Origin of the sequence: Eggerthella lenta DSM 2243 (assembly GCF_000024265.1) — a bacterium.
Taxonomy (GTDB): Bacteria; Actinomycetota; Coriobacteriia; order Coriobacteriales; family Eggerthellaceae; genus Eggerthella; species Eggerthella lenta.
The window spans coordinates 3,250,164-3,270,000 of sequence record NC_013204.1; the positions used below are offsets into that span (position 1 = coordinate 3,250,164).

General features: G+C 62.4%; 20 protein-coding genes, 2 tRNA genes and 2 rRNA genes (1 of these 24 running past the window's edge). 4 read left to right on the forward strand and 20 right to left on the reverse strand.

What is annotated here, in order from left to right:
• Positions 1-13 precede the first annotated feature (13 nt).
• The 13 genes from ELEN_RS14020 to ELEN_RS14080 form a co-directional block, all read right to left on the reverse strand.
• Complete coding sequence (locus ELEN_RS14020) at positions 14-1,774, reverse strand: MFS transporter (RefSeq protein ID WP_015761418.1); 1,761 nt, start codon at positions 1,772-1,774, stop codon at positions 14-16.
• 167 nt (positions 1,775-1,941) lie between these two features.
• On the reverse strand, positions 1,942-2,307 hold the full coding sequence (locus ELEN_RS14025; protein ID WP_009306911.1) for a hypothetical protein: 366 nt from the start codon (positions 2,305-2,307) through the stop codon (positions 1,942-1,944).
• 35 nt (positions 2,308-2,342) lie between these two features.
• Positions 2,343-2,603, reverse strand: coding sequence for a hypothetical protein (locus ELEN_RS14030; protein ID WP_009306912.1), 261 nt, complete (start codon positions 2,601-2,603; stop codon positions 2,343-2,345).
• 239 nt (positions 2,604-2,842) lie between these two features.
• A complete protein-coding gene (rplQ, locus tag ELEN_RS14035) occupies positions 2,843-3,430 on the reverse strand; it encodes a 50S ribosomal protein L17 (RefSeq protein ID WP_009306913.1) in 588 nt (195 codons plus the stop codon).
• Between the two features lie 12 nt (positions 3,431-3,442).
• Positions 3,443-4,393 carry a DNA-directed RNA polymerase subunit alpha gene (locus ELEN_RS14040; protein ID WP_009306914.1) on the reverse strand — a complete coding sequence of 317 codons (951 nt, stop codon included), beginning with the start codon at positions 4,391-4,393 and terminating at the stop codon, positions 3,443-3,445.
• Between the two features lie 29 nt (positions 4,394-4,422).
• A complete protein-coding gene (gene rpsD / locus ELEN_RS14045) occupies positions 4,423-5,049 on the reverse strand; it encodes a 30S ribosomal protein S4 (RefSeq protein WP_015761419.1) in 627 nt (208 codons plus the stop codon).
• A gap of 19 nt (positions 5,050-5,068) precedes the next feature.
• Positions 5,069-5,467, reverse strand: coding sequence for a 30S ribosomal protein S11 (gene rpsK / locus ELEN_RS14050; protein ID WP_009306916.1), 399 nt, complete (start codon positions 5,465-5,467; stop codon positions 5,069-5,071).
• Between the two features lie 11 nt (positions 5,468-5,478).
• Positions 5,479-5,847: a 30S ribosomal protein S13 gene (gene rpsM / locus ELEN_RS14055; RefSeq protein ID WP_009306917.1), complete on the reverse strand. Its 369-nt coding sequence runs from the start codon at positions 5,845-5,847 to the stop codon at positions 5,479-5,481.
• A gap of 22 nt (positions 5,848-5,869) precedes the next feature.
• The gene (gene rpmJ, locus ELEN_RS14060; RefSeq protein WP_006363204.1) at positions 5,870-5,983 is read right to left on the reverse strand and encodes a 50S ribosomal protein L36; all 114 of its coding nucleotides are present in this window, start codon (positions 5,981-5,983) and stop codon (positions 5,870-5,872) included.
• Positions 5,984-6,139: 156 nt separating this feature from the next.
• Positions 6,140-6,358 (reverse strand): translation initiation factor IF-1, encoded by a 219-nt coding sequence (gene infA, locus ELEN_RS14065; protein ID WP_009306918.1) that lies wholly within the window; start codon positions 6,356-6,358, stop codon positions 6,140-6,142.
• A gap of 287 nt (positions 6,359-6,645) precedes the next feature.
• Positions 6,646-7,233, reverse strand: coding sequence for an ECF transporter S component (locus ELEN_RS14070; RefSeq protein ID WP_009306919.1), 588 nt, complete (start codon positions 7,231-7,233; stop codon positions 6,646-6,648).
• Between the two features lie 127 nt (positions 7,234-7,360).
• Positions 7,361-8,401 carry a twin-arginine translocation signal domain-containing protein gene (locus ELEN_RS14075; protein WP_009306920.1) on the reverse strand — a complete coding sequence of 347 codons (1,041 nt, stop codon included), beginning with the start codon at positions 8,399-8,401 and terminating at the stop codon, positions 7,361-7,363.
• A 133-nt stretch (positions 8,402-8,534) separates the two neighbouring features.
• Entirely contained in the window at positions 8,535-10,052 is a 1,518-nt protein-coding gene (locus ELEN_RS14080) for a helix-turn-helix transcriptional regulator (protein WP_114513304.1), read from the reverse strand.
• A gap of 136 nt (positions 10,053-10,188) precedes the next feature.
• Here ELEN_RS14080 and ELEN_RS14085 point away from each other — a divergent pair, with 136 nt between their 5' ends.
• Complete coding sequence (locus tag ELEN_RS14085) at positions 10,189-11,115, forward strand: FAD:protein FMN transferase (RefSeq protein WP_009306922.1); 927 nt, start codon at positions 10,189-10,191, stop codon at positions 11,113-11,115.
• Positions 11,116-11,149: 34 nt separating this feature from the next.
• On the opposite strand, the gene ELEN_RS14090 is transcribed toward ELEN_RS14085, so the two are convergent.
• Positions 11,150-11,223 (reverse strand) — tRNA-Gln (locus ELEN_RS14090).
• Between the two features lie 64 nt (positions 11,224-11,287).
• Positions 11,288-11,363: transfer RNA gene (locus ELEN_RS14095), tRNA-Lys, on the reverse strand.
• Positions 11,364-11,569: 206 nt separating this feature from the next.
• Between ELEN_RS14095 and ELEN_RS14100 the strand changes: the two genes are divergently transcribed.
• Together ELEN_RS14100 and ELEN_RS14105 are read left to right on the forward strand one after the other, a co-directional pair.
• Positions 11,570-12,016 (forward strand): universal stress protein, encoded by a 447-nt coding sequence (locus tag ELEN_RS14100; protein ID WP_009306923.1) that lies wholly within the window; start codon positions 11,570-11,572, stop codon positions 12,014-12,016.
• A gap of 58 nt (positions 12,017-12,074) precedes the next feature.
• A complete protein-coding gene (locus tag ELEN_RS14105; RefSeq protein ID WP_227110008.1) occupies positions 12,075-13,283 on the forward strand; it encodes an MFS transporter in 1,209 nt (402 codons plus the stop codon).
• A gap of 65 nt (positions 13,284-13,348) precedes the next feature.
• Here the strand turns inward: ELEN_RS14105 and ELEN_RS14110 are convergent, their stop codons facing one another.
• Entirely contained in the window at positions 13,349-14,764 is a 1,416-nt protein-coding gene (locus ELEN_RS14110; RefSeq protein WP_015761422.1) for a response regulator transcription factor, read from the reverse strand.
• Positions 14,765-14,982: 218 nt separating this feature from the next.
• Between ELEN_RS14110 and ELEN_RS14115 the strand changes: the two genes are divergently transcribed.
• Positions 14,983-16,731 carry an FAD-binding protein gene (locus tag ELEN_RS14115; RefSeq protein WP_015761423.1) on the forward strand — a complete coding sequence of 583 codons (1,749 nt, stop codon included), beginning with the start codon at positions 14,983-14,985 and terminating at the stop codon, positions 16,729-16,731.
• Positions 16,732-16,843: 112 nt separating this feature from the next.
• Here the strand turns inward: ELEN_RS14115 and ELEN_RS14120 are convergent, their stop codons facing one another.
• The 4 genes from ELEN_RS14120 to ELEN_RS14135 all read right to left on the reverse strand — a co-directional run.
• A complete protein-coding gene (locus ELEN_RS14120) occupies positions 16,844-17,449 on the reverse strand; it encodes an HD domain-containing protein (protein ID WP_009306925.1) in 606 nt (201 codons plus the stop codon).
• A gap of 93 nt (positions 17,450-17,542) precedes the next feature.
• The gene (locus ELEN_RS14125; protein ID WP_015761424.1) at positions 17,543-18,412 is read right to left on the reverse strand and encodes an arsenic efflux protein; all 870 of its coding nucleotides are present in this window, start codon (positions 18,410-18,412) and stop codon (positions 17,543-17,545) included.
• 150 nt (positions 18,413-18,562) lie between these two features.
• Positions 18,563-18,677 (reverse strand): 5S ribosomal RNA (gene rrf, locus ELEN_RS14130).
• Between the two features lie 120 nt (positions 18,678-18,797).
• Positions 18,798-19,837, reverse strand: a 23S ribosomal RNA gene (locus ELEN_RS14135) (it continues 1,931 nt past the right edge of the window).

Sequence of the window (19,837 nt, forward strand, 5' to 3'; positions counted from 1 at the left end):
CAATTCCGCGCGATCAGCGCGTCGGCTCCCCCTTCGCCTGCCCGGGCCGCGGCCTGTCTTCCCGGTAGAGCGCAAGCAGCGCCAACCCCACGAGCGAGCAAATCCCCACCAGCAGAAACGCACCGCGAAAGCCTTCGTCGACCGTGCTCTGGAACGTGCTTTCTATGTCGCCTGCCCGATCGTCGATGGCGGCGAGGTACTGTTGCTCCGCCGCGTCGACGGCTTCGGCCGGCATGCCCGCCGAAGCAGCTTCCTGTTCGATCTCGGTTTTTGCCAGCGTCTTCACGTTCGCGACGATCGTGGTCACATCCGACCCCTTCATCAGCTGTTGAAGATCGTCGGGCAACCCAGCGCCATCGCCTCCCTGCGCTTGCCCGCTCGCTAGCTGCGCAATCGATTGCCCGCCCGGCGCATCGGGCAGAACGCCCATGATGCGATCGGGAATGGCCATGCCCGCATGCGCGATGAACGCAACCAGCACGGCAGGCGCGACCGCCGTGCCCACCGAGCGCACCAGCGACAGCGTCGCCAGCGCCGAGTTCGCCTCGCGCTCCTTCGTCTTCGCCAGCATCATGTAGTTGAGCGGCGTTCCAATCGTGAAGCCCATCCCGATGCCGATGGCCACGAGGCTGATGATGAGCGTCGCCATATTCGCGAACTGCGTGGCCACCAGCGCCAGGAACATCGCTCCCGCAGCCGAAGCCGCCAGCCCGAACGCGAGCACCGCCTTCACGCCGAAGCGATCGATGAGCTTGCCCGACACCGGCGCTCCCACCCCGGCGAACGCCGCCAGCACGATGACTACGTAGCCGCCGCTGCCCGAGGGCAGTTTCAGCACGTTCTCGGCGAACTGCGGGATGAAGATGATGCCCATCAGGATGACGCCGGTGATCACCGACAGCACCAACGTGATCACGATGTCGCGGTCGCGGAAGTACGACAGGTTGAGCACCGGGTCGGCCGCGCGGCGCTCGATCAGCACGAACACCGGAAGCAGCACGACGAACGCGAGCAAGAACGGCCACACGTCAGACGAGGTCGCAGATGCTCCCAGATCGAAGAAATCGAGGTTCTTCAGTCCGTACAGCAGCGACAACACCATCGCCACCAGCACTGCAATGCCCCACCCGTCGATGGGCTTCACCTGCTCGGCTCGCGTGTTCGGCAGCACGAACAGCCCCGCCACCACGATGAAGGCGCAGATGGGAACGTTCACGTAGAAGATGAACTGCCAGTTGGCCTGCCCGAACACCGATAGGATCAGGCTGCCGGCCGACGCTCCGAAGATGTTGGCAATGCCGTACACGCCGCCTACCAGACCCAACGCCAGCCCGCGCTTCTCGGGAGGAAACGTCGTGCCGAACTCGGCCGTGGCAACAGGCACGATGCCGCCTCCGCCCACCGCCTGCACGGCGCGCGCGGCTAACAGCATCCAAAAGCTCCCCACGTCCTGCGCCAACCCGCATAGAAGCGACCCGACACCGAACAGCAGGATGCTCGCAAGGTACACGTACTTGCGTCCCGAACGGTCCGCCAGCTTGCCCATCACCGGAATGGCGGCCGCGTAGGCAAGCGTATAGATGGTGATGATCCACACGCCCATCTGCTCGCCGATGCCCAGATCGCTCTGGATGACCGTGCGGGCAGGCGTGACGATGCCGGTATCGAGCGCCCCGATGAACAGGCCCAGCAGATACACGGCCGCAACAAGCGCGAACCCCTTGCCGCGTCCGCGCGAGGCGGACGAAGCAGATGAGGAAGAAGACGGAGCCATGGCACGACCTTTCAAGAGTGAATCAACCGGCAAGAAAAAGCCCGCGGCGCTGGCCACGGGCTTCGGAGGATGCCGGGCGCGCTCGTTTCCAAGTGCGCCCGGGGCGAGGACGAAAGCAGCGTAAGAGCGCTTTCGCCCTCGCCGCTGACGGTCGAGCGCGTGAGCGCCTAGCGGCCTTCGCGAATGTTCTCGACACCCTGCTTTACGTTGTCCTTGGCATCGACGGCGGCATCTTTGATAGCCTCGCCGGCCTTGCCGATGGACTCTTTGACGGACTCCATGAATCCTTCGCCCTTCTCATCCTTGCGCTGCTCGTGCTGCTGCGCGCGCATAGCGGCCGCGGGGTCGCCCGTGCGCTGCGCTTCCTCGTGCTCGCGCTTCGCGGCGGCATCCTCGGCCTTGCGCTCGTTCATGCCGGCCTTGGCCTCGTGGTAGGCATCCTTCATGTTGTTCTTCACGTCGTGGCCCATATCCTTCGCGCCGTTCTTCATATCGACGGACGCGTCGCCCGTCTTGTAAGCCCGATCAACCATGATAGTTCCTTTCAGATAGAGGTATCGTTTTCGTGCTACGCTTCGTCGGCTTCGCCGGTGGTCTTGATAAGCAGCTCTTCCGTCTCGGCTTCGGCGCGATCGAAATCGAACGCCGTAGCCGCCGCCTCCACGGATTCCTTCTCGTTGCCATCGCCGTCGACGGCCTCGACGTACTGCTCGGCCTCGCGCTTCACTTCGTTTTCGATGCGCTCGAGGTCTTCGGCCGCCTCCCGATTGAGCTCGTCGGCATCATCCTTGTCGATGCGGACGTCTTCCTTCGTGGTCGTGCCATCCATGTCGGCTCCTTTCCATTTGCACGGCGCGAAGCACCGCGCTTTGCGTGCTGAGTTCATACCCCGATTGTACTGAGGAAGCCCTGCGCGCACGACCACCGCAGCGCTACGGTACTGAAACGGCTGCGCGACAGCGCATGGATGAGACATTAACCCTGTCCCTTTGTCTCATTTTCATCCTCTGAAAAGCAGAACGGGGACCCGCAGGTCCCCGTTCGGAAAAGCAATCTGAAAAGAAAAGGCTACTTAGCAGCCTCTTCCTCCTTGGCATCGGCCGTCTCGACCTCGGCGGCTTCCGCGTTCTCGGCGGCAGCCTCTTCGGCCTTCTCGGCAACCTCGACGGCGGCTTCCTCGGCCTTGGCCTCGGCGGCCTCCTCCTTCGGAGCCTCCTCCGCAGCCTCGACCTTCTTCGGAGCGGCCTTCTTCGTCGCCTTCTTGGCAGCGGGCTTCGGCTCTTCCTTCTTCTTCACGGGCTCGGTCACGAGCTCCATGATAACCATGGGAGCGTTGTCGCCCTTGCGGTTGCCCAGCTTCATGATGCGGGTGTAGCCGCCCTGGCGGTCGGCGAACATGCCCTGCTCGACCTTCTCGAAGATCTCGCGCACGAGTTCTTTGTCGCCCAGAGCCGCGATGGCCAGACGACGGGAATGCAGGTCGCCCTTCTTGGCCCACGTGATGATCTTATCCACGTTCGGACGGATCTCCTTGGCGCGGGACTCGACCGTCTTGATACGGTCGTTCAGGAACAGGGCGTTCACCAAGCTCTTCTTCATGGCCTTGGTGTGGCTGAAGTCGGTGCCCAGCTTGCGGCCCTTGTAGTTGTGTCGCATGATTCGTATCTCCTATAGCTTCAAATTGAGGTCCATGGAAATGAGCTTGTCCTTCACTTCTTCAATGGACTTCGCACCAAAGTTTCTGATGTTCAGCAGGTCGTTTTCGGAGAACTCAACGAGCTGGCGCACCGAGTGGATTCCGGCACGCTTCAGGCAGTTGTACGAGCGGACGGACAGGTCGAGATCCTCGATCTGCTTGTCCAGCTCGGCGTTGGACTCCTGGCCCTCCGGCGCGAAGATGGACGGGATTTCGCCCTCCTCCTCGTCGACAACGTCGGACAGGCTCAAAAACGCGCCCATGTACTGGTTGATGATGTTGGACGCGCGGCACACGGCCTCGGTGGGCGTGATGCTGCCGTCAGTCTCAACTTCCAGCACGAGCTTGTCGTAGTCGGTGCGCTGACCCACGCGGGTGTCGGTGACGTTGAGCGTGCAGCGGCGAACCGGCGAGAACAGCGAGTCCACATGGATGACCCCGATGGGATCCTCCGTGCGCTTGTTGCGCTCGGCCGACACGTAACCGCGGCCCACGCCGATGCGAACCGTCATGTCCAGCTGACCGCCGTCGGCGACCGTAGCGATGACGTGCTCCGGGTTGACCAGCGTGAACTCGGTGGGAATGTCGAGATCGGCACCCGTCACCGTGCAAGGACCCTCCGCCGACACATGCGCCGTGGCTTCCTCGATATCATCGTTCAGTGCGGAGAACACAAGACCCTTGACATTCAGGACGATATCGGTGATATCCTCGATGACGCCTTCGGCCGTCGTGAACTCATGCTGCACACCCTCGATCTGGATGGCGGTGGCTTTCGCACCATCCAGCGAGGAGAGCAGAACGCGGCGCATGCAGTTGCCCAGCGTGTAGCCGTAGCCACGCTCGAGCGGCTCGACTATGAAACGTGCGACAGTGTCGTTGACTTCTTCCGTTGTTACCGTAGGCCTCATGAACTCTGTCATGTGGGATAAGCCTCCTTACTATGCCGCGATTATTTCGAGTAAAGTTCGACGATGAGCTGCTCGCGAATGTCCAGATCGATTTGATCGCGCTGCGGAAGAGCAAGTACACTACCCTGAAGTTTCTCGATGTCCACCTCGAGCCATGAGGGCACCTGAACACGCTCGTTGGAGATGAGCGCGCTCTTGATGACCAGCAGGTCGGCAGCCTTCGGAGCGACGGCCACGAGGTCGCCCGGCTTGACGCGGAACGACGGGATGTCGACGCGACGGCCGTTCACGGTGATATGGCCGTGACGCACCTGCTGACGAGCCTCGGCGCGAGACTTCGCGAAACCGAGACGGTACACGACGTTGTCGAGACGGCTCTCCAGGATACGCAGCAGGTTCTCGCCCGTCACGCCCTTCTGGCGGTTAGCCATATCGTAGTAATGACGGAACTGCTTCTCCAGGACGCCGTAGATGCGCTTGGTCTTCTGCTTCTCGCGCAGCTGGTTGCGATATTCGCTTTCCTTGATGCGCTTCTTGCCGGCCTCGCCCGGCGCGTAGTTGCGGCGCTCGATCGCGCACTTCTCCGTGTAGCAGCGATCGCCCTTAAGGAAAAGCTTCGCCCCTTCACGACGGCACAGACGGCAGTCCGCTCCAGTATAACGAGCCATAATTCTTAGATCCTTTCAGTTACACGCGACGACGCTTGCGCGGACGGCAACCGTTGTGCGGAATGGGTGTGCAATCCTGGATGCTGGCGATCTCGAGGCCGGCGGCCTGCAGAGAGCGGATGGCCGTTTCGCGACCCGAGCCCGGGCCCTTCACGAACACGGAAACCTTGCGCAGGCCATGCTCCATAGCCGTCTTCGCAGCGGCCTCGGCGGCCATCTGCGCAGCGAACGGCGTGGACTTGCGCGAACCCTTGAAACCGACCGTGCCGGCGGACTGCCAGGAGATCACATTGCCCTGAGGATCAGTGATGCTCACGATCGTGTTGTTGAACGTAGACTTAATATGCGCAGCGCCGACGGCGATGTTCTTACGCTCGGAGCGCTTGATGCGCGTGCGCACGTTTTTCTTAGCTGCCACTTGAGACTACCTCACTTTTTCTTTCCGCCGATTTGCTTACGAGGACCCTTGCGCGTGCGCGCATTCGTGTGCGTGCGCTGTCCGCGAACGGGCAGGCCGCGACGATGACGGAGTCCACGATAGCAGCCGATCTCCATGAGGCGCTTGACGTTCTGGGAAACCTCGCGGTGCAGGTCGCCCTCCACCTTGATGTTCGCCTGAATGTAGTCGCGCAGCTTGGTAAGGTCATCCTCCGTGAGGTCCTTCACGCGGACGCTGGGATCGACGCCGGTTTCAGCGAGGATCTTCTTGGAGGTCGTCAGACCGATGCCGTAGATGTAGGTCAAGCCGACTTCAATGCGCTTGTCGCGAGGAAGGTCGACACCAACAAGACGTGCCATAGGTTATATCTCCTCTTTCTTCCTAGCCCTGACGCTGCTTATGGCGGGGGTTCTCGCAAATGACGAGCACCTTGCCATGGCGTCGGATGATTTTGCACTTGTCGCACATTTTCTTGACCGAAGGACGTACCTTCATAATCATTTCCTTTCGGTTAATGCGTTCTCGTATCTATATGTCACACCCAGCCGCTGGTGATAGCTTTCCTCTTTTTGCTGCTTGCGCAAGGCGCGCAAGCCCCTCTTCGCACACAAATTCTGCACAGGTTGACACGACCTGCACGCTTTTACGGTGCTATTTGAACCGGTACGTGATGCGTCCGCGGTTCAAGTCGTAGACGGACAGCTCGACCGTCACCTTGTCTCCCGGCAGGATCTTGATGTAATGCATACGCATCTTGCCAGAAATATGGGCCAATATCTTGTGCCCGTTTTCGAGCTCCACCCTAAACATAGCGTTTGGCAGCGCTTCGAGGACGGTCCCCTCGAGCTCGATAACATCTTCTTTGGTCAAAAGTGCTCCTTTAAGCATATCGTCGTTAAGCAGCAACCATAGATGATACCAAAAGTATTCGGTTATGTACACGAGAATTTGAGGACGCAGAATTCCAACAAACCTTCTGGTCCGAATGCTACCTGCTTGCCAGGCGTGCGGTCGTGCCGCGCAGCCCGCGTCTCAGAAACGGGGCCGCCAGGTATTCGCGCGAAGCGCAGCCGCCTTGTCGGCTTCGACGCAGATCGTGCGCACTGAGGCGCCCGCGTCTTCGGTATCGTTCTATTCTAGGCTATTACGCCGAAGGGTCAAGAGCGATTTTGGTCGGAGTTGGAAAGGTTGCCTTCCTGTTCCTCCAGCAACGAAGCCAGCTTGCGGTACGATACGATGGCTACGACGGAGTTCGCCAGCGCCTTGACCACGTTGAACGGCAGCAATGCCGGCAACACCAGCGAAGCAACCTGTTCGTAGGTGGCGCCCATGTACAGCGGCGTGACCACGAAGTTCAGGCAAATGGAAACCGCCGAGGACACCACCACGCCGGCAGCGCATCCCAGCACGGCGTGCATCAGGCACGGTTTCCGACGGTACACGGTCCCCACCACAAGGATAAGCGACACGGTGGCCATAATGTTCATGAACGCGCCGAGCGGATCGGTGACGAGGTGCGGTATCCATGACGTCACGGCCACGGCCACGCCGATCCAAGATCCGTACAAGATCGTAGCCAGCAGCGAGACGATGCCCGATGGATCGTACTTCAACCATTCGGCCCCGGGCACCACCGGCAGCTCGACGAAGCTGAGCACCATAGCCATGAGGATGAGCAGCACGATGGCGGCGACTTGCTTCGGCGAACGCTCCTGCCATCCGTAGGGCAAACTCTCCGCGACCATAACACCTCCTTAGTTCGCACATTATACGCTGCGAGCCACTTTGCGACCTTGCGGTCAAGCGACAAAACGAGCCGGCTGGAAAACAACCGGCTCGCTTGGGGACAAATACGATAGGCGAAACGCTCGCCTACGCCGTCTTAGCAGCCGCAACGGCGGTGTCGACGTAGCCGGCGGTATCGACGAGCGTGGCGCCCGAAACCGCGTCCGGGCCCTTCGCCTTCACGTCGGCGATCTTCTGTCCGGCCACAAAGGACTCGATAGCCGACATGGATTCGATCCACGGCGTAGTGGACTGGGCCTTTTCCTTCATGCTGGCGCTGTACATATCGGAGTTCACCGACTTGGACATGAGCGCCTTGCCCTCGGCGTACCCTTCGGCGAAGGCGGCGTCCGAATTGGGCACGGGCACCAGGCCGGCAGACGAAGCGTCGGCGAACTGGAACTCGTCGATGCTCGAAGCAACCAACACGTCCCCCTGCACAAGGGAAACGGCTTCCGCGAACGCCTTGTCACCGTGAGCAGCCGCGGTGGCGCATCCCATCTTGAGGTCGGAACCGTCGCCGGCATACGCACCCGTCGTGGTGATGTCGTCGCTCCCGGCGACCTCGGACACGAGCTTCAGATAGTTGGGCGCGTCCACGAGGGTGGCTCCCGTCACGGCATCGAGGCTCGTCTTCGTCAGATCGGAGGCCTTCTTGCCCACGCAGTACGCCTCTATCGCCTTCATCGACGTCAACCACGGCGTGGTGGACTGGGCTTTCTCCTTCATGCTGGCCGAATAGGCATCGTTGTTCACCGTCTTCGACATGAGCACCTTGCCCTCGGCGTACCCGTCCGCAAATCCAGCGTCGGAGTTCGGCACGGGCGTGATGCCCGCCGAATCAGCAGGCATGAACTGATAGTCATCCACGCTGGCGGCGAGGATGGTACCGTCTTGGGCCGTGGCGACAACCACGCTCGTAAAGCACTTGTCTCCGTGAGCGGCGCCGTAGCCGCGATGCAAGGTCGCAGTTTTGGCAGCGGTGTCGGGCGCGGTTGCAACTGCAGAATCAGCTTTCGCTGCAGCATCGCCGCCTGCGCACGAGCTGAGCGTAGCAGCACCGGCCGCGCCCAATGCGACCACGATGCTTCCCTTAAGAAAATCACGACGCGAGACGTTCGTTTCCATAATGGCCTCCCTTGAATTCCCTCTAGACAACGGGGCAAACCATACGGATCAACACGAAGCAAATCCATCGTCAAAACGCAGGAAATTGCATTCCGTCCGAGATTGCGCTTCTAAACGAAAAGGGGGAGAAGCCCTAAACGCCCTTGTCGGGCCCGTCGCCTTCATCATCGAGCAACTTGAACAGCTCCTCGCGCGACGAGACCCCGAGCTTGCGGTAGATGTTCTTGCGGTGGCTTCGCACCGTGGATTCCGCCACCGTCAACTCATCGGCGACGAAGCTTGACGTGTGGCCGCGACCCAGCAGAAGCAGTATTTCGGCCTCGCGCGCAGTCAGGCGGTACTCGTCGGACAGATCGGCGCAACGACGGTTGTAGCCCTCCTGAGCTCCGAGCGCGTTCGACTCTACGGCATCGATGCCCTCGAGCATAACGCGCCACAATCGCGAGCTGGGAGTGACCATGAGCGCGATCGCCATCACCACGAACAGCACGATCAGCACCTGGTACTGGCATGCAGCTAGCACGCCCGTGTTCATGTTGGCGTCCGACAGCAGGCACACCAGGCACCCGACGATGATCATGATGCCTCCGGCCGGCAGAGCGAGCGAGCGCATGCGACCCGCCATCGCTACCAGCATCGCCGACATCACGAGCGCATAGATGGCGCAGAACGAGAGAGAGCCAACCGCCATCACCGAGCGTTGCAACGGAGGTTCGACGAACGCCGTGGCCGCGAACACCGCGAAGGCCACCAGCGGCAGGAAGAAACGGTACGAGAAGTTGATGAGCGCCTGATCGGTCTTCATGCGAATGAGGGGCACCATGACCGCCACGGCCAGCACGCCCGCCAAAGCCAGCGGAGCGACACCCCAATCCATGGTTCGCACCAGGCTATTGTCAGCCACGAACAGCAACAGCATGGCGAACGGCATAACGGCGAAGAACAGCGCGCGAGCGAGTGGGGTTTTGAAATCACCCGTCCCCTCCACCACCGACACATCGAGGTGCCCGAACACGTCCCGCCAGTTCACCCCTGCCTGCGCCGAACGCTCGTCCTCTCCCTCTGAGCGGAAGAACAACCGCGCGCACCCTACGACGGACAGCGCCGCCGCCACGGTGAGCACCGTCCGGGCAGGCGTCGCGCCCAGCATGGGCAGCAGCGACGCGCTTGCGAACAGGACGCAGCCGGCGACCCACGCCACAACGAGCGCGCGCCTGAACTCGAGCACATGCAGCCGGCTCATCCACACCAGGCACATCACGGCAGCGCCGAAACCCATCATGAGACCGCTGCCCGCTTCCACGACGGAGCCGTCGAGCGCGCCGAAGCTCCACAGGTCAAGCAGGCCGTAGCCGATCGCATAGCACGCCAACGCCAGCAGCATGATAGTGCGGCTCACACGCGCATGCGCCGTTTTCAGCAGGCAGATGAACAAAAACGCGAGCGCCGTGAACATGGCCGCCAGCGACAACGCGGCCGAAAACGACACCGAAGGCAGAAACGACCAGGAAACGGCAACCGACGACGTCATGCCGCGCCACTGCTCCAGCACGGGGAGGAACAACGGCACGCTCATGCAGAATGCGAAAAAGGAAAGCGTGTCAAGCAGGTCGAACCGTTTGATAATGCCTCGTTTTTCGAGTCGTATCATGTTCCTTCTCTCCACCGTCCGCACGTCCCGATCGCCCGCTGCGCCGCTCATGCACACTGCCCTCCCTCAAACGCCCGTAGAAAGTATACTGTCTTAGTAGCGTATTTGCGAATGTAATGTACTTGGAGGCAATGGCATGGTTTCTCGGAATTTCTTCCGCTTCAACACCACGAACATCATCAGCGCAGAAACCGACAACGAGGACATCCTCGACGAAGCGGTGGAATGGTGCGACCGCTACGAGCTGCTGTTCTCGCGCGTAGACCCTGCAAGCGAGCTGTTCCGGCTGAACAGCGCCGAGGGGCGCCCCACCGCGGTGGATGCCGAGCTAGCCGCGTTCATCGAGACGGCGCTGTCGTACTGCCGCGAAGTCGACGGGTTATTCGACGTGACTATGGGAAGCGCCACGCAGCTGTGGAACTTCAAGGATTGCATGATTCCCGCGCGCGATGACGTGGCCGCGGCGCTGCGGCACGTGGATTATCGCGGCGTCATCGTGAACGATGCCGTCGTGACGCTGCGCGACCCGCTGGCCTGCGTCGATTTGGGCGGCATCGCGAAAGGCTACATCGCCGACGGCATCCTCGCGCTGCTGCGCGAACGCGGCGTGGAACACGCGCTGGTCAACCTCGGCGGCAACGTGGCCGTCATGGGCGGCAAGCCCGATGGAGCACCGTGGCGCGTGGGCGTCCGCCGTCCCCTTCCCTCCAGCTCGATGCCGCTGCTTGATTCGTTCGCCGTCCTGGCCCTGCGCGATGGCTCGGCCGTGACAAGCGGCATCTACGAGCGCGCCTTCGAGCAGGACGGGAAACTGTACCACCATATCCTTGACCCGCGCACGGGCTTCCCCGCCGAAACCGACCTGCTGAGCGCCACGGTGGTCGCGCAGAGCTCGCTCGATGCCGACGGGTACACCACCGCGCTTATCATGATGGGAGCCGATCGCGCACTTGCGTTCGCCGAGCAGCATCCGGCGCTCGAAGCCGTGCTAGTCACCACCGAGGGCGATGTGCTGGCCACCTCCGGCATCGGTGATCGCGTACTGTTCGAGCTGCTGGGATAGCAAAACACGGCACGCATGCGAAAAGCGCGCAAAGTGGCTGGGCCACCAGGATTCGAACCTGGATAGCTGGTACCAAAAACCAGAGTCCTGCCGTTGGACGATGGCCCAGTCTGAAACAGAAGCGCCCGCGATGCGGCGCGCTAAGAACAATCGCATGCCGAGCAAACAAAAATGGTGGGCCGTGAGGGAGTCGAACCCGCGACCTTGGGATTAAAAGTCCCCTGCTCTACCAGCTGAGCTAACGGCCCACGTTCGCAGCAATGCGCGAGTACTCATTTTAGCTGGGCGGGCAAGGCGGGTCAATGATTATGTTGACGAACACCAGTCATACATCTAACCGCACGCAATACCGTCTATCCATTGCCACCATACCGTTATTCAAACCGAAACAATTCGTACTACAATCGAAGAGGAACCGAACGCCCACCCCTCTGTAGAAAGGCCGTGATGCCTCATGTGGTGCTCCAAGGTCCTGGTTGCCTACGACGGCTCCGCTCCCTCCGCCAAAGCGCTCCATCTAGCGCGTTCCATCGGCGCGCAGGACGAGAGCGTCGAGCTCGTGTTCGCCCATGTGGTGAAGCTGTACGGCCTGGGCACCGGCGCCGAAACCGTGCTGCTCGACGAGGCGAAGAAGGTGCTGGTCGAAATGGAGCAGCTTGCAGACGAAGTGCCGAACAAGGCGCACGCCCACCTGCTGAAGGGCAGCTCGCCGGCCGATCTCCTGCTGAAATGCGCGCAAGACGAGGGCTGCGACCTCATCGTCATGGGCAGCCGCGGCCAGGGCGGCGTCAAAGGCTTCCTTGGCAGCGTCAGCTACGCCGTGGTGCAGGGATCGCCTATCGCCGTGCTCATCGCGAAGGACGCTCCCGCCGCAGCGACGAAAGCCGGGGCGACCGATTAGCATGCCTGCAATTGCACGAGAAAAGCTCTGGACGAGAGATTTCGTATTCGGAACCGCCGTGAACTTCCTGATCATGGTGAACTACTACGGGCTCATGGTGGTCGTAGCCGACTACGCCATGAAAACCTACGATGCGCCCGCAGCCACCGCCGGCCTCGCGGCCAGTATCTTCGTCATCGGCGCGCTGATAGCCCGCCTCTTCAGCGGGCGCATCATGGATCGCGTCGGTCGCAAGCGCTTGCTTATCATCGGTGCCGTGCTCGAAGTGGCGTTCTCGGCGCTTTACCTTACCGGCCTGGGATTATGGCTGCTGTTCGCGCTGCGCCTGCTGCACGGCATCGCGTTCGGCACGTGTTCCACCGCCATCGGCACCATCGTCACGGCTCTTGTGCCGGACAACCGCAAAGGCGAAGGCGTGGGCTACTATATGCTGTCCGTCACCCTCGGCGCGGCAATCGGGCCGTTTCTGGGCATGTTTCTCACGCAGAACGCCGGATTCCAAACGTTGTTCCTCGTAGCCGCCGCCGTAGCTCTGGCTTGCTTGCTAGCCGCCACGCAGCTGCGCGTGCCGAAAAACCCTGTATCGGCCGAAACCGTGGCCCGGAAGGCGAGCGACATCGCCCGCGACGAACGCATCGAGCAGGCGGGCGGGTTCCGCGTGCCTCGTCCGAGCCTGACGAACTACCTGGAATCCAGCGTGATCCCCATCGGCGCCGTATGCGCGCTGCTGTTCTTCTGCTATTCCAGCCTGCTTGCGTTCCTCACGCCGTTCGCGGCCGAAAACGGGCTCGAAACGCCCGCGAGCTTCTTCTTCGTCGTGTACGCCATCGCCACGTTCGTCACACGGCCGTTCACCGGCAAGCTGTTCGACCGCAAAGGCGACCGCGTGGTCATGGTGCCCGCGTTCATCGCCTTCATCGTCGGCATGGGACTGCTGGCCACCGTCTACCAGCCGACGGCCATGCTGATCGCGGCAGCGTTGCTGGGCTTCGGCGTAGGGACGGTTCAGGCAAGCGGCCTGGCTCTGGCGGTGCGCCTCGCCCCCGACGATCGACTAAGTCTGGCGAACTCCACATTCTACATCCTGCTGGACATCGGCGTTGGCGTAGGCCCGCTGCTTTTGGGCATCGTACAGCCACTGTGGGGCTATCGCGGCCTGTTCGAGGCCATGTCGCTAGTCGCCATCGTGGCGCTGGCAGCCTACCTGCTAGTGAGCCGCAAAAAGGGCGCCATGCGCCACAAGCTTGAGGAAGCGGAGAAACGGTAAACAGCCGGCATGCCGCTCAAAGAGGCAAAGGAAAGGCTTGACGACCCGCTCTGACCCATGCTCCGCTATCGATCGTCGGCCTCCTCCACCAGATCGATGAGCTCCTGCTGCGAATGAACCCCCAGCTTGCCGTAGATGTTCGCCACGTGCGTCTTCACCGTGTTGCGCGACAGCACGAGCCTCTCCTGGATGAACGGCCCGTTGCGCCCGTGCGCCAGCAGCTCGAGCAGCTCGGTCTCGCGCGGCGTCAGCCGGTACCGCGCGGCCACGGCGGCGCTTTTCTCCGGCAGCCCCACCGAGGCCGCCGCCGCGACGGGCTCAACCGACTGCACGCCATCGATGGTTGCCTGGAAGCCGAACGGCTTGAGCACCGTGAAGTTCATCGCCACGAACAGGAACAGCACCACCGCGATGCCCACCGACACCGTCAGCGGGTCGGGAGTGGCGTTCACCGCATGCCCCACCGTCGCGCCGCACAGCAGGCCCGCCGACGAGGCCGCGCGTCCCCACGCGAACACGGCCAGCGCGTTCACCTTGTTGCGCGCGCCGATGGAGGCCAGCACGAACCACATGAGCGCATCGAAGCACTCGCTGCCCGCGTACAGCAGCCCGTTCGCGAACGCCATGTCGCCGGGCGCGCGGCCCACGAGCACCACCACCGCGAGGAATCCGCCCACCACGAACAGCGCTGCGGCCTGGTACAACACATCCGCTTTCGGCACCTTCGGCAGCAGGGCCATGACCAAGAGGATGGCGATGGGCATCAAGCCGAAGAACGTCTGCTGGGGATTACCGTCGATCGAGCCGAACGTCAACGCGAACCCGTACGCGATGCGGAAGATGAAGATGGCCACGAACAGCCCGTGCGCGAACGGCACGAACGACGCAGGCTGCGTGATGGACGTCTCCGCCGGCGGCACCGCCTCGCGGATGACGGCGAGCATGTCGAGCGCCAGCGGGCGGCACGCGGCGTACATGATGAACGGCAGCAGGAACAGCGTGGCCATGCTCACCGTCGCGTCGGCGCCCATGTACGGAAGTCGCAGCAGGTAGCTTGCCACCAGGGCCGACGCGATGCACAGCATGCACGAGCGTTTGTCGAGCTTGCACAGCGAGATGCCCATGAGCACCACCACCCAGCGCGACCCGACCGAGCGCACGCACGCACCCGCCAGCAGCAGGGGAGCCGATTGCTGCGCGATGCCCAGCACGATGAGCGCGAACCCCGCCGAGTACAGCACGAACGAGCCCGCCGTCAGGGTGGTCTCGTTGATGGACGAGGGCTTCTTGAGCGCCCACACCGCCAGCGCCACGAGCGTTACCACGCCCACGAGCGACGACGCGTCGCGCGCCTCGGACATGACGCCGATGTACTGCGGATACAGCGCCGCGTTGGTCAGCCATGTGCCGAACAGCTCGGCGATCAACGCGACGAGACAGCGAACCCACGTCGCGTTGATGGTGTTCCGTACCTCGATCATACGCCTCCCCCGGCCGTCGCCCGCTTCCCCGATGCAGGCAAGCCTACCGCACTTCACCCTCGCCTGACAAGGGGAAACCACCGTTCTGGTACCACGGGGGTGAGAGAAGCGGACGCGACGAATGCGCGAACTTGGTCCCCTGACGGTGAGGACAGCGCCCGCGCGGCGCGGCATGATGGCCCCAGGGTTCACCAATCGTTTCTCAGGAGGGAACAATCATGAAGAACATCGCAGAACAGGGTCTTTCGCGTCGAAGCTTCCTGACGGGCGCCGCAGCCACGGGCGCGCTCGCCGCGTTCGGCTTGGCCGGATGCGCCCCGCAAGCCAAAGCCGAGACGTCCGGCGACGCGACGAAAGCCGATGCCGCCGAAACCAAGGCCGACGCGTCCGCCCAAACCGACTGGCTGGGCAGCGCGCCCGACATCGCTGCCGGCGACATTAAGGAGACGAAGCAGACCGACCTGCTGATCATCGGCGCGGGCAACGGCGGCATGGCCGCAGCCGCCACGGCCGCCGACCTGGGACTCGACTTCATGCTGTGCGAGAAGTCCGGTTCTATCCAGCGCAGCCGCCACTGGTTCGGCGCCATCAACACGAAGTACACCGAGACCGCCGGCGCGCACGTGGACGAAGGCCGCCTGCTCAACGAGTTCTCGCGCTACGCCTCGGGCCAGTGCGACCAGCGCGTCATCCGCGTGTGGATCAAGGAGAGCGCCAGCGTGGTCGACTGGATCGACCCCATCCTCACGCAGGCCGGCATGACGTGCGCCTTCGACAACGACATCGACCACGAGACCGGCGGCACGAGCTTCGCCCTGTTCCCGATGGAGCACTACTACTCGGGCAAGGACGCCGCCGGCGAAGCGCTCGAGCGCAACAAGGTGCTGCTGTCTTACATCAACGACAAGGGCTACGACGTCACCTACAACCACAAGCTGGTGAAGCTGGTGCAGGACGACGCCGGCAAGGTGACGGGTGCCATCTTCGAGGCCGACGGCGGATACGTCCAGGTGGACGCCGCGAAGGGCGTGCTGCTCACCACGGGCGGCTACACGAGCAACGCCGAGATGCTGCGCGCGTGCAACCCGATGGTCGACCGCTGCGTCACGCTGCAGTACGGCTCGCCGAACAACGTGGGCGAGGGAATCAAGGCCGGCATGTGGGCGGGCGCGCAAAAGGACAGCATCGGCGCGCCGATGATCTTCGATCGCGGCACCGTGAAACCGGGGGAGAACGCGGGCATCATCAGCAGCCCCGGCGAGACGGCTACGTTCGTGGGCACCGACAAGCAGTTCAACCTCGGCTCGCAGCCGCTCATGAAAGTCACCCGCGACGGCAAGCGCTTCGTGAACGAGTCCACTCCCTACGACTTCTGCTGCTTCGCAGCGGCCGAGCACGAGGGTGGCGTATTCTGCCAGGTGTTCGACTCGAACCTTAAGGAAGACGTCAAACGCTTCAACACCATCGGCTGCTCGCGGCAAACCCAGCAGCTGCTGGCCAAAGAAGCCGATACCCCGCTCGACGAGATCTACGCCGATCAGCTCGAGAAAGGCACCATGGTGAAGGCCGACACCATCGAGGAGCTGGCAGTGAAGCTGGGCTTTTCAGGCGAGGCGAAGGACGCCTTCCTGGCCGAGGTGGAGAAGTACAACGGCTTCTACGACGCTCAGGAAGACCCCGATTTCGGCAAGGAGGCCTACCGTCTGTCCGAGCTGCGCACGGCGCCGTTCTACGGCATCTGGTACGGCGGCTCGCTGCTGACCACCGTGGACGGTCTGCGCATCAACGAGGACATGCAGGTGCTGAACGCCGAGAGCCAGCCCATCGAGGGTCTCTACGCCGCGGGCGACTGCTCAGGCAGCATCTTCGGGAACAACTACCCCGAGTACATCGTGGGCTGCGCCTGCGGACGCACCATCACGTTCGCACGCCACGCCGTCCGCCACATGGTCGGCGATCTGTCCTAGCACATCCTGCGGCTCGAACTTCCCTCCCTTTCGAGCCCTTCCATTAGCGAGGCCCCAGCGCATGCGCTGGGGCCTCGCTCTCGATAGCCGATGGCAGGTGCCCTGTTGGAAGCTACCCCTCGGCAGGCTGGAACGTATCTTTATCGGGCGCGAAGGACTGCATGGCCTCAATGGTGCGGGCGAACAGCTCGTCCAGCTCCCAGCCCAGCATTTCGGCGCCGGAGCGGATGACGTCGCGGCTGACACCGGCGGCGAAGCGCTTGTCCTTGAACTTCTTCTTCAGCGACTTCACTTCGAAATCCATGACGCTCTTCGAGGGGCGCATCACTACCGCCGCGCCGATGAGACCGGTCAGTTCTTCGGAGGCGAACAGGATCTTCTCCATCTGCAGCTCGGGCTTCGGCAGCTCCGGGTTGAAGTCGGAGGTGTGGCTCTGGATGGCGCGGATGAGCTCGGGCGAGCCGCCAGCGGCTTCGATGAGCGGCGCCGCGTAGATGGTGTGCAGCTCGGGCTCGTCGTCGTGCTCTTCCCAGTCGAGATCGTGCAGCAGCCCGACGATACCCCAGAACTCCTCGTTCTCAGGATCGAACTCGCGCGCGAAATAACGCATGGTCTGCTCAACCGTCTCGCCGTGCTCGATGTGGAACGGATCCTTGTTGTGCTCCTGCAAAAGCGCGAACGCTTCGTCGCGCGTCAGGCCGGCCTCGAGTGTCGCCATGATGCTCTCCTTCTCGTCTTCGATTGGATGCTCTTCGCTATGCTACCCCATAGGGCGCGCGAAGTCAGCATGGCAATCCGTTCGAACGCACGCCTAGAACACGATGCCGAGCGCGTTCGCCAACAAACCCCAGATGACGCCCATCGCGTACAGCGCCACGATGATGGCGATATTCTCTTTCAGATGGCGGTTCGTGCGAACCAACACCAGCAGGCCCACGCCCGCCGACACGAGCAAACCGGCCAACATGGCGCCCGAGCCCAGCACGCCTTCCACGTACAGCTGCGCGATGACGATGCTGGCCGCGCAGTTCGGCACGAGACCAACCAACGCCGAGCCGAACACCGACAGCGCCGGGTTCGCGCCGAGGAACTCGGCCAGCACGTCCTCGCCCACTACGGCAAGCAGGCCGTTCAGCGCTAGCGTGATGAGGAAGATGAACAGGGTCACCTGCAACGTATGTTTGAGCGCGCTTCTCAGGATTCCGCCTTCGCCGTCGTGGCAATGGCAATGCTCCTGCTCACATAAGTCGTGAATATGCAGCGGCATGTCGATGCGGCGCGCGATGCGAAGGCCGGCATCCACGAGGAAGCCCATGATCATGCCGATGATGATCTTCGCGCCGATGATTTTGAAAATGACGTCGGGCGGCACCTGCTCGGCGATGAAGATGGGCAGCATCTCGTCCGACGTAGAGAGGAACACCGCGAACAGCGTTCCCAACGTGATGACGCGCCCAGCCCACAGCGTCGCGGCAGCCGCGGAGAAGCCGCACTGGGGCACTACGCCAACGACGGCACCGATGAACGGCCCTGCCGCGCCGGCGCGCTGAATGGCAGCCTCGGCCTTCCCACCCGTCTTATGCTCAAGCCACTCCATGGCCAGATACGTGACGAACAGAAACGGAATGATGTAAAGCGTGTCCTTGATCGCGTCTGCCAGCACGTCAAACGCTATATGCATGATTTCTTCCATAACAACGTATTGTAATCCAATCAAGGTTCTGTAACAGCATCGTCGCCGAACGGTCACCAAGAGACCCACGCCCCCGGAACGCGCGGAGGCCCCGCCTCCCGAGGGGGGCGGGGCCTCCGCATGCCGAAACGCCCTCCGCGAGCGCGACGCCCTATCCTCCCACAGCCTGACGCTGCAGTACTTTCGGCGATGGCGGGCTTAACTTCCGGGTTCGGAATGGGACCGGGTGATCCCCGCCTCCATGGTCGCGCTCGCGCAGGGCGTTCCCGCGCGGGCCTCATATGGCCCCGCCCGGCGGCCGCGGGACCTCCGCGCCACCCTGGCGGTTGCACAGCGCTCGTGACTTCACGGTCGCGAAACCGAGAATGTGTTTGCGAAGAAGAGCTCGGGCTATTAGTACCGCTCGGCTGAGGCGCTCGCACGCCTTGCACCTGCGGCCTATCGACCAGGTGTTCTGCCTGGGCCCTTACCGGAAAGAGGACTCATCTTGGAGACGGCTTCCCACTTAGATGCTTTCAGCGGTTATCCGTGCCGGACGTAGCTAGGCAGCCGTGCCGTTGGTCGACAACTGCTGCACCAGAGGTCCGTCCACCCCGGTCCTCTCGTACTAGGGGCAGACCTCCTCAATCCTCTTGCGCCTGCGGAGGATAGGGACCGAACTGTCTCACGACGTTCTGAACCCAGCTCGCGTACCGCTTTAAATGGCGAACAGCCATACCCTTGGGACCGACTTCAGCCCCAGGATGCGATGAGCCGACATCGAGGTGCCAAACCTTGCCGTCGATGTGGACTCTTGGGCAAGATCAGCCTGTTATCCCCGGAGTACCTTTTATCCGTTGAGCGACGGCCATTCCACTCTGTGCCGCCGGATCACTAGAACCGACTTTCGTCTCTGCTCGGCTTGTGGGCCTCGCAGTCAAGCCCGCTTGTACTCTTGCGCTCTGCGAACGGTTGCCGACCGTTCTGAGCGGACCTTTGCGCGCCTCCGTTACGTTTTGGGAGGCGACCGCCCCAGTCAAACTACCCGCCTGACACGGTCCCCCCGCCGGATCACGGCCGGGGGTTAGATCGCCGACGCGACGAGGGCAGTATTCCAAGGTCGGCTCCGCCCGGGCTGGCGCCCGGGCTTCGCAGCCTCCTGCCTATCCTCTACGCGCCGAGCCAACGATCAATGTCAAGCTGCAGTAAAGGTTCACGGGGTCTTTCCGTCCTTCCGCAGGTAATTCGCATCTTCACGAATAATACAATTTCACCGGGTCCATGGTTGAGACAGCGCCCAAATCGTTACGCCATTCGTGCAGGTCGGAACTTACCCGACAAGGAATTTCGCTACCTTAGGACCGTTATAGTTACGGCCGCCGTTTACTGGGGCTTGGCTTCAGAGCTTCGCCTTGCGGCTGACCCATCCGCGTA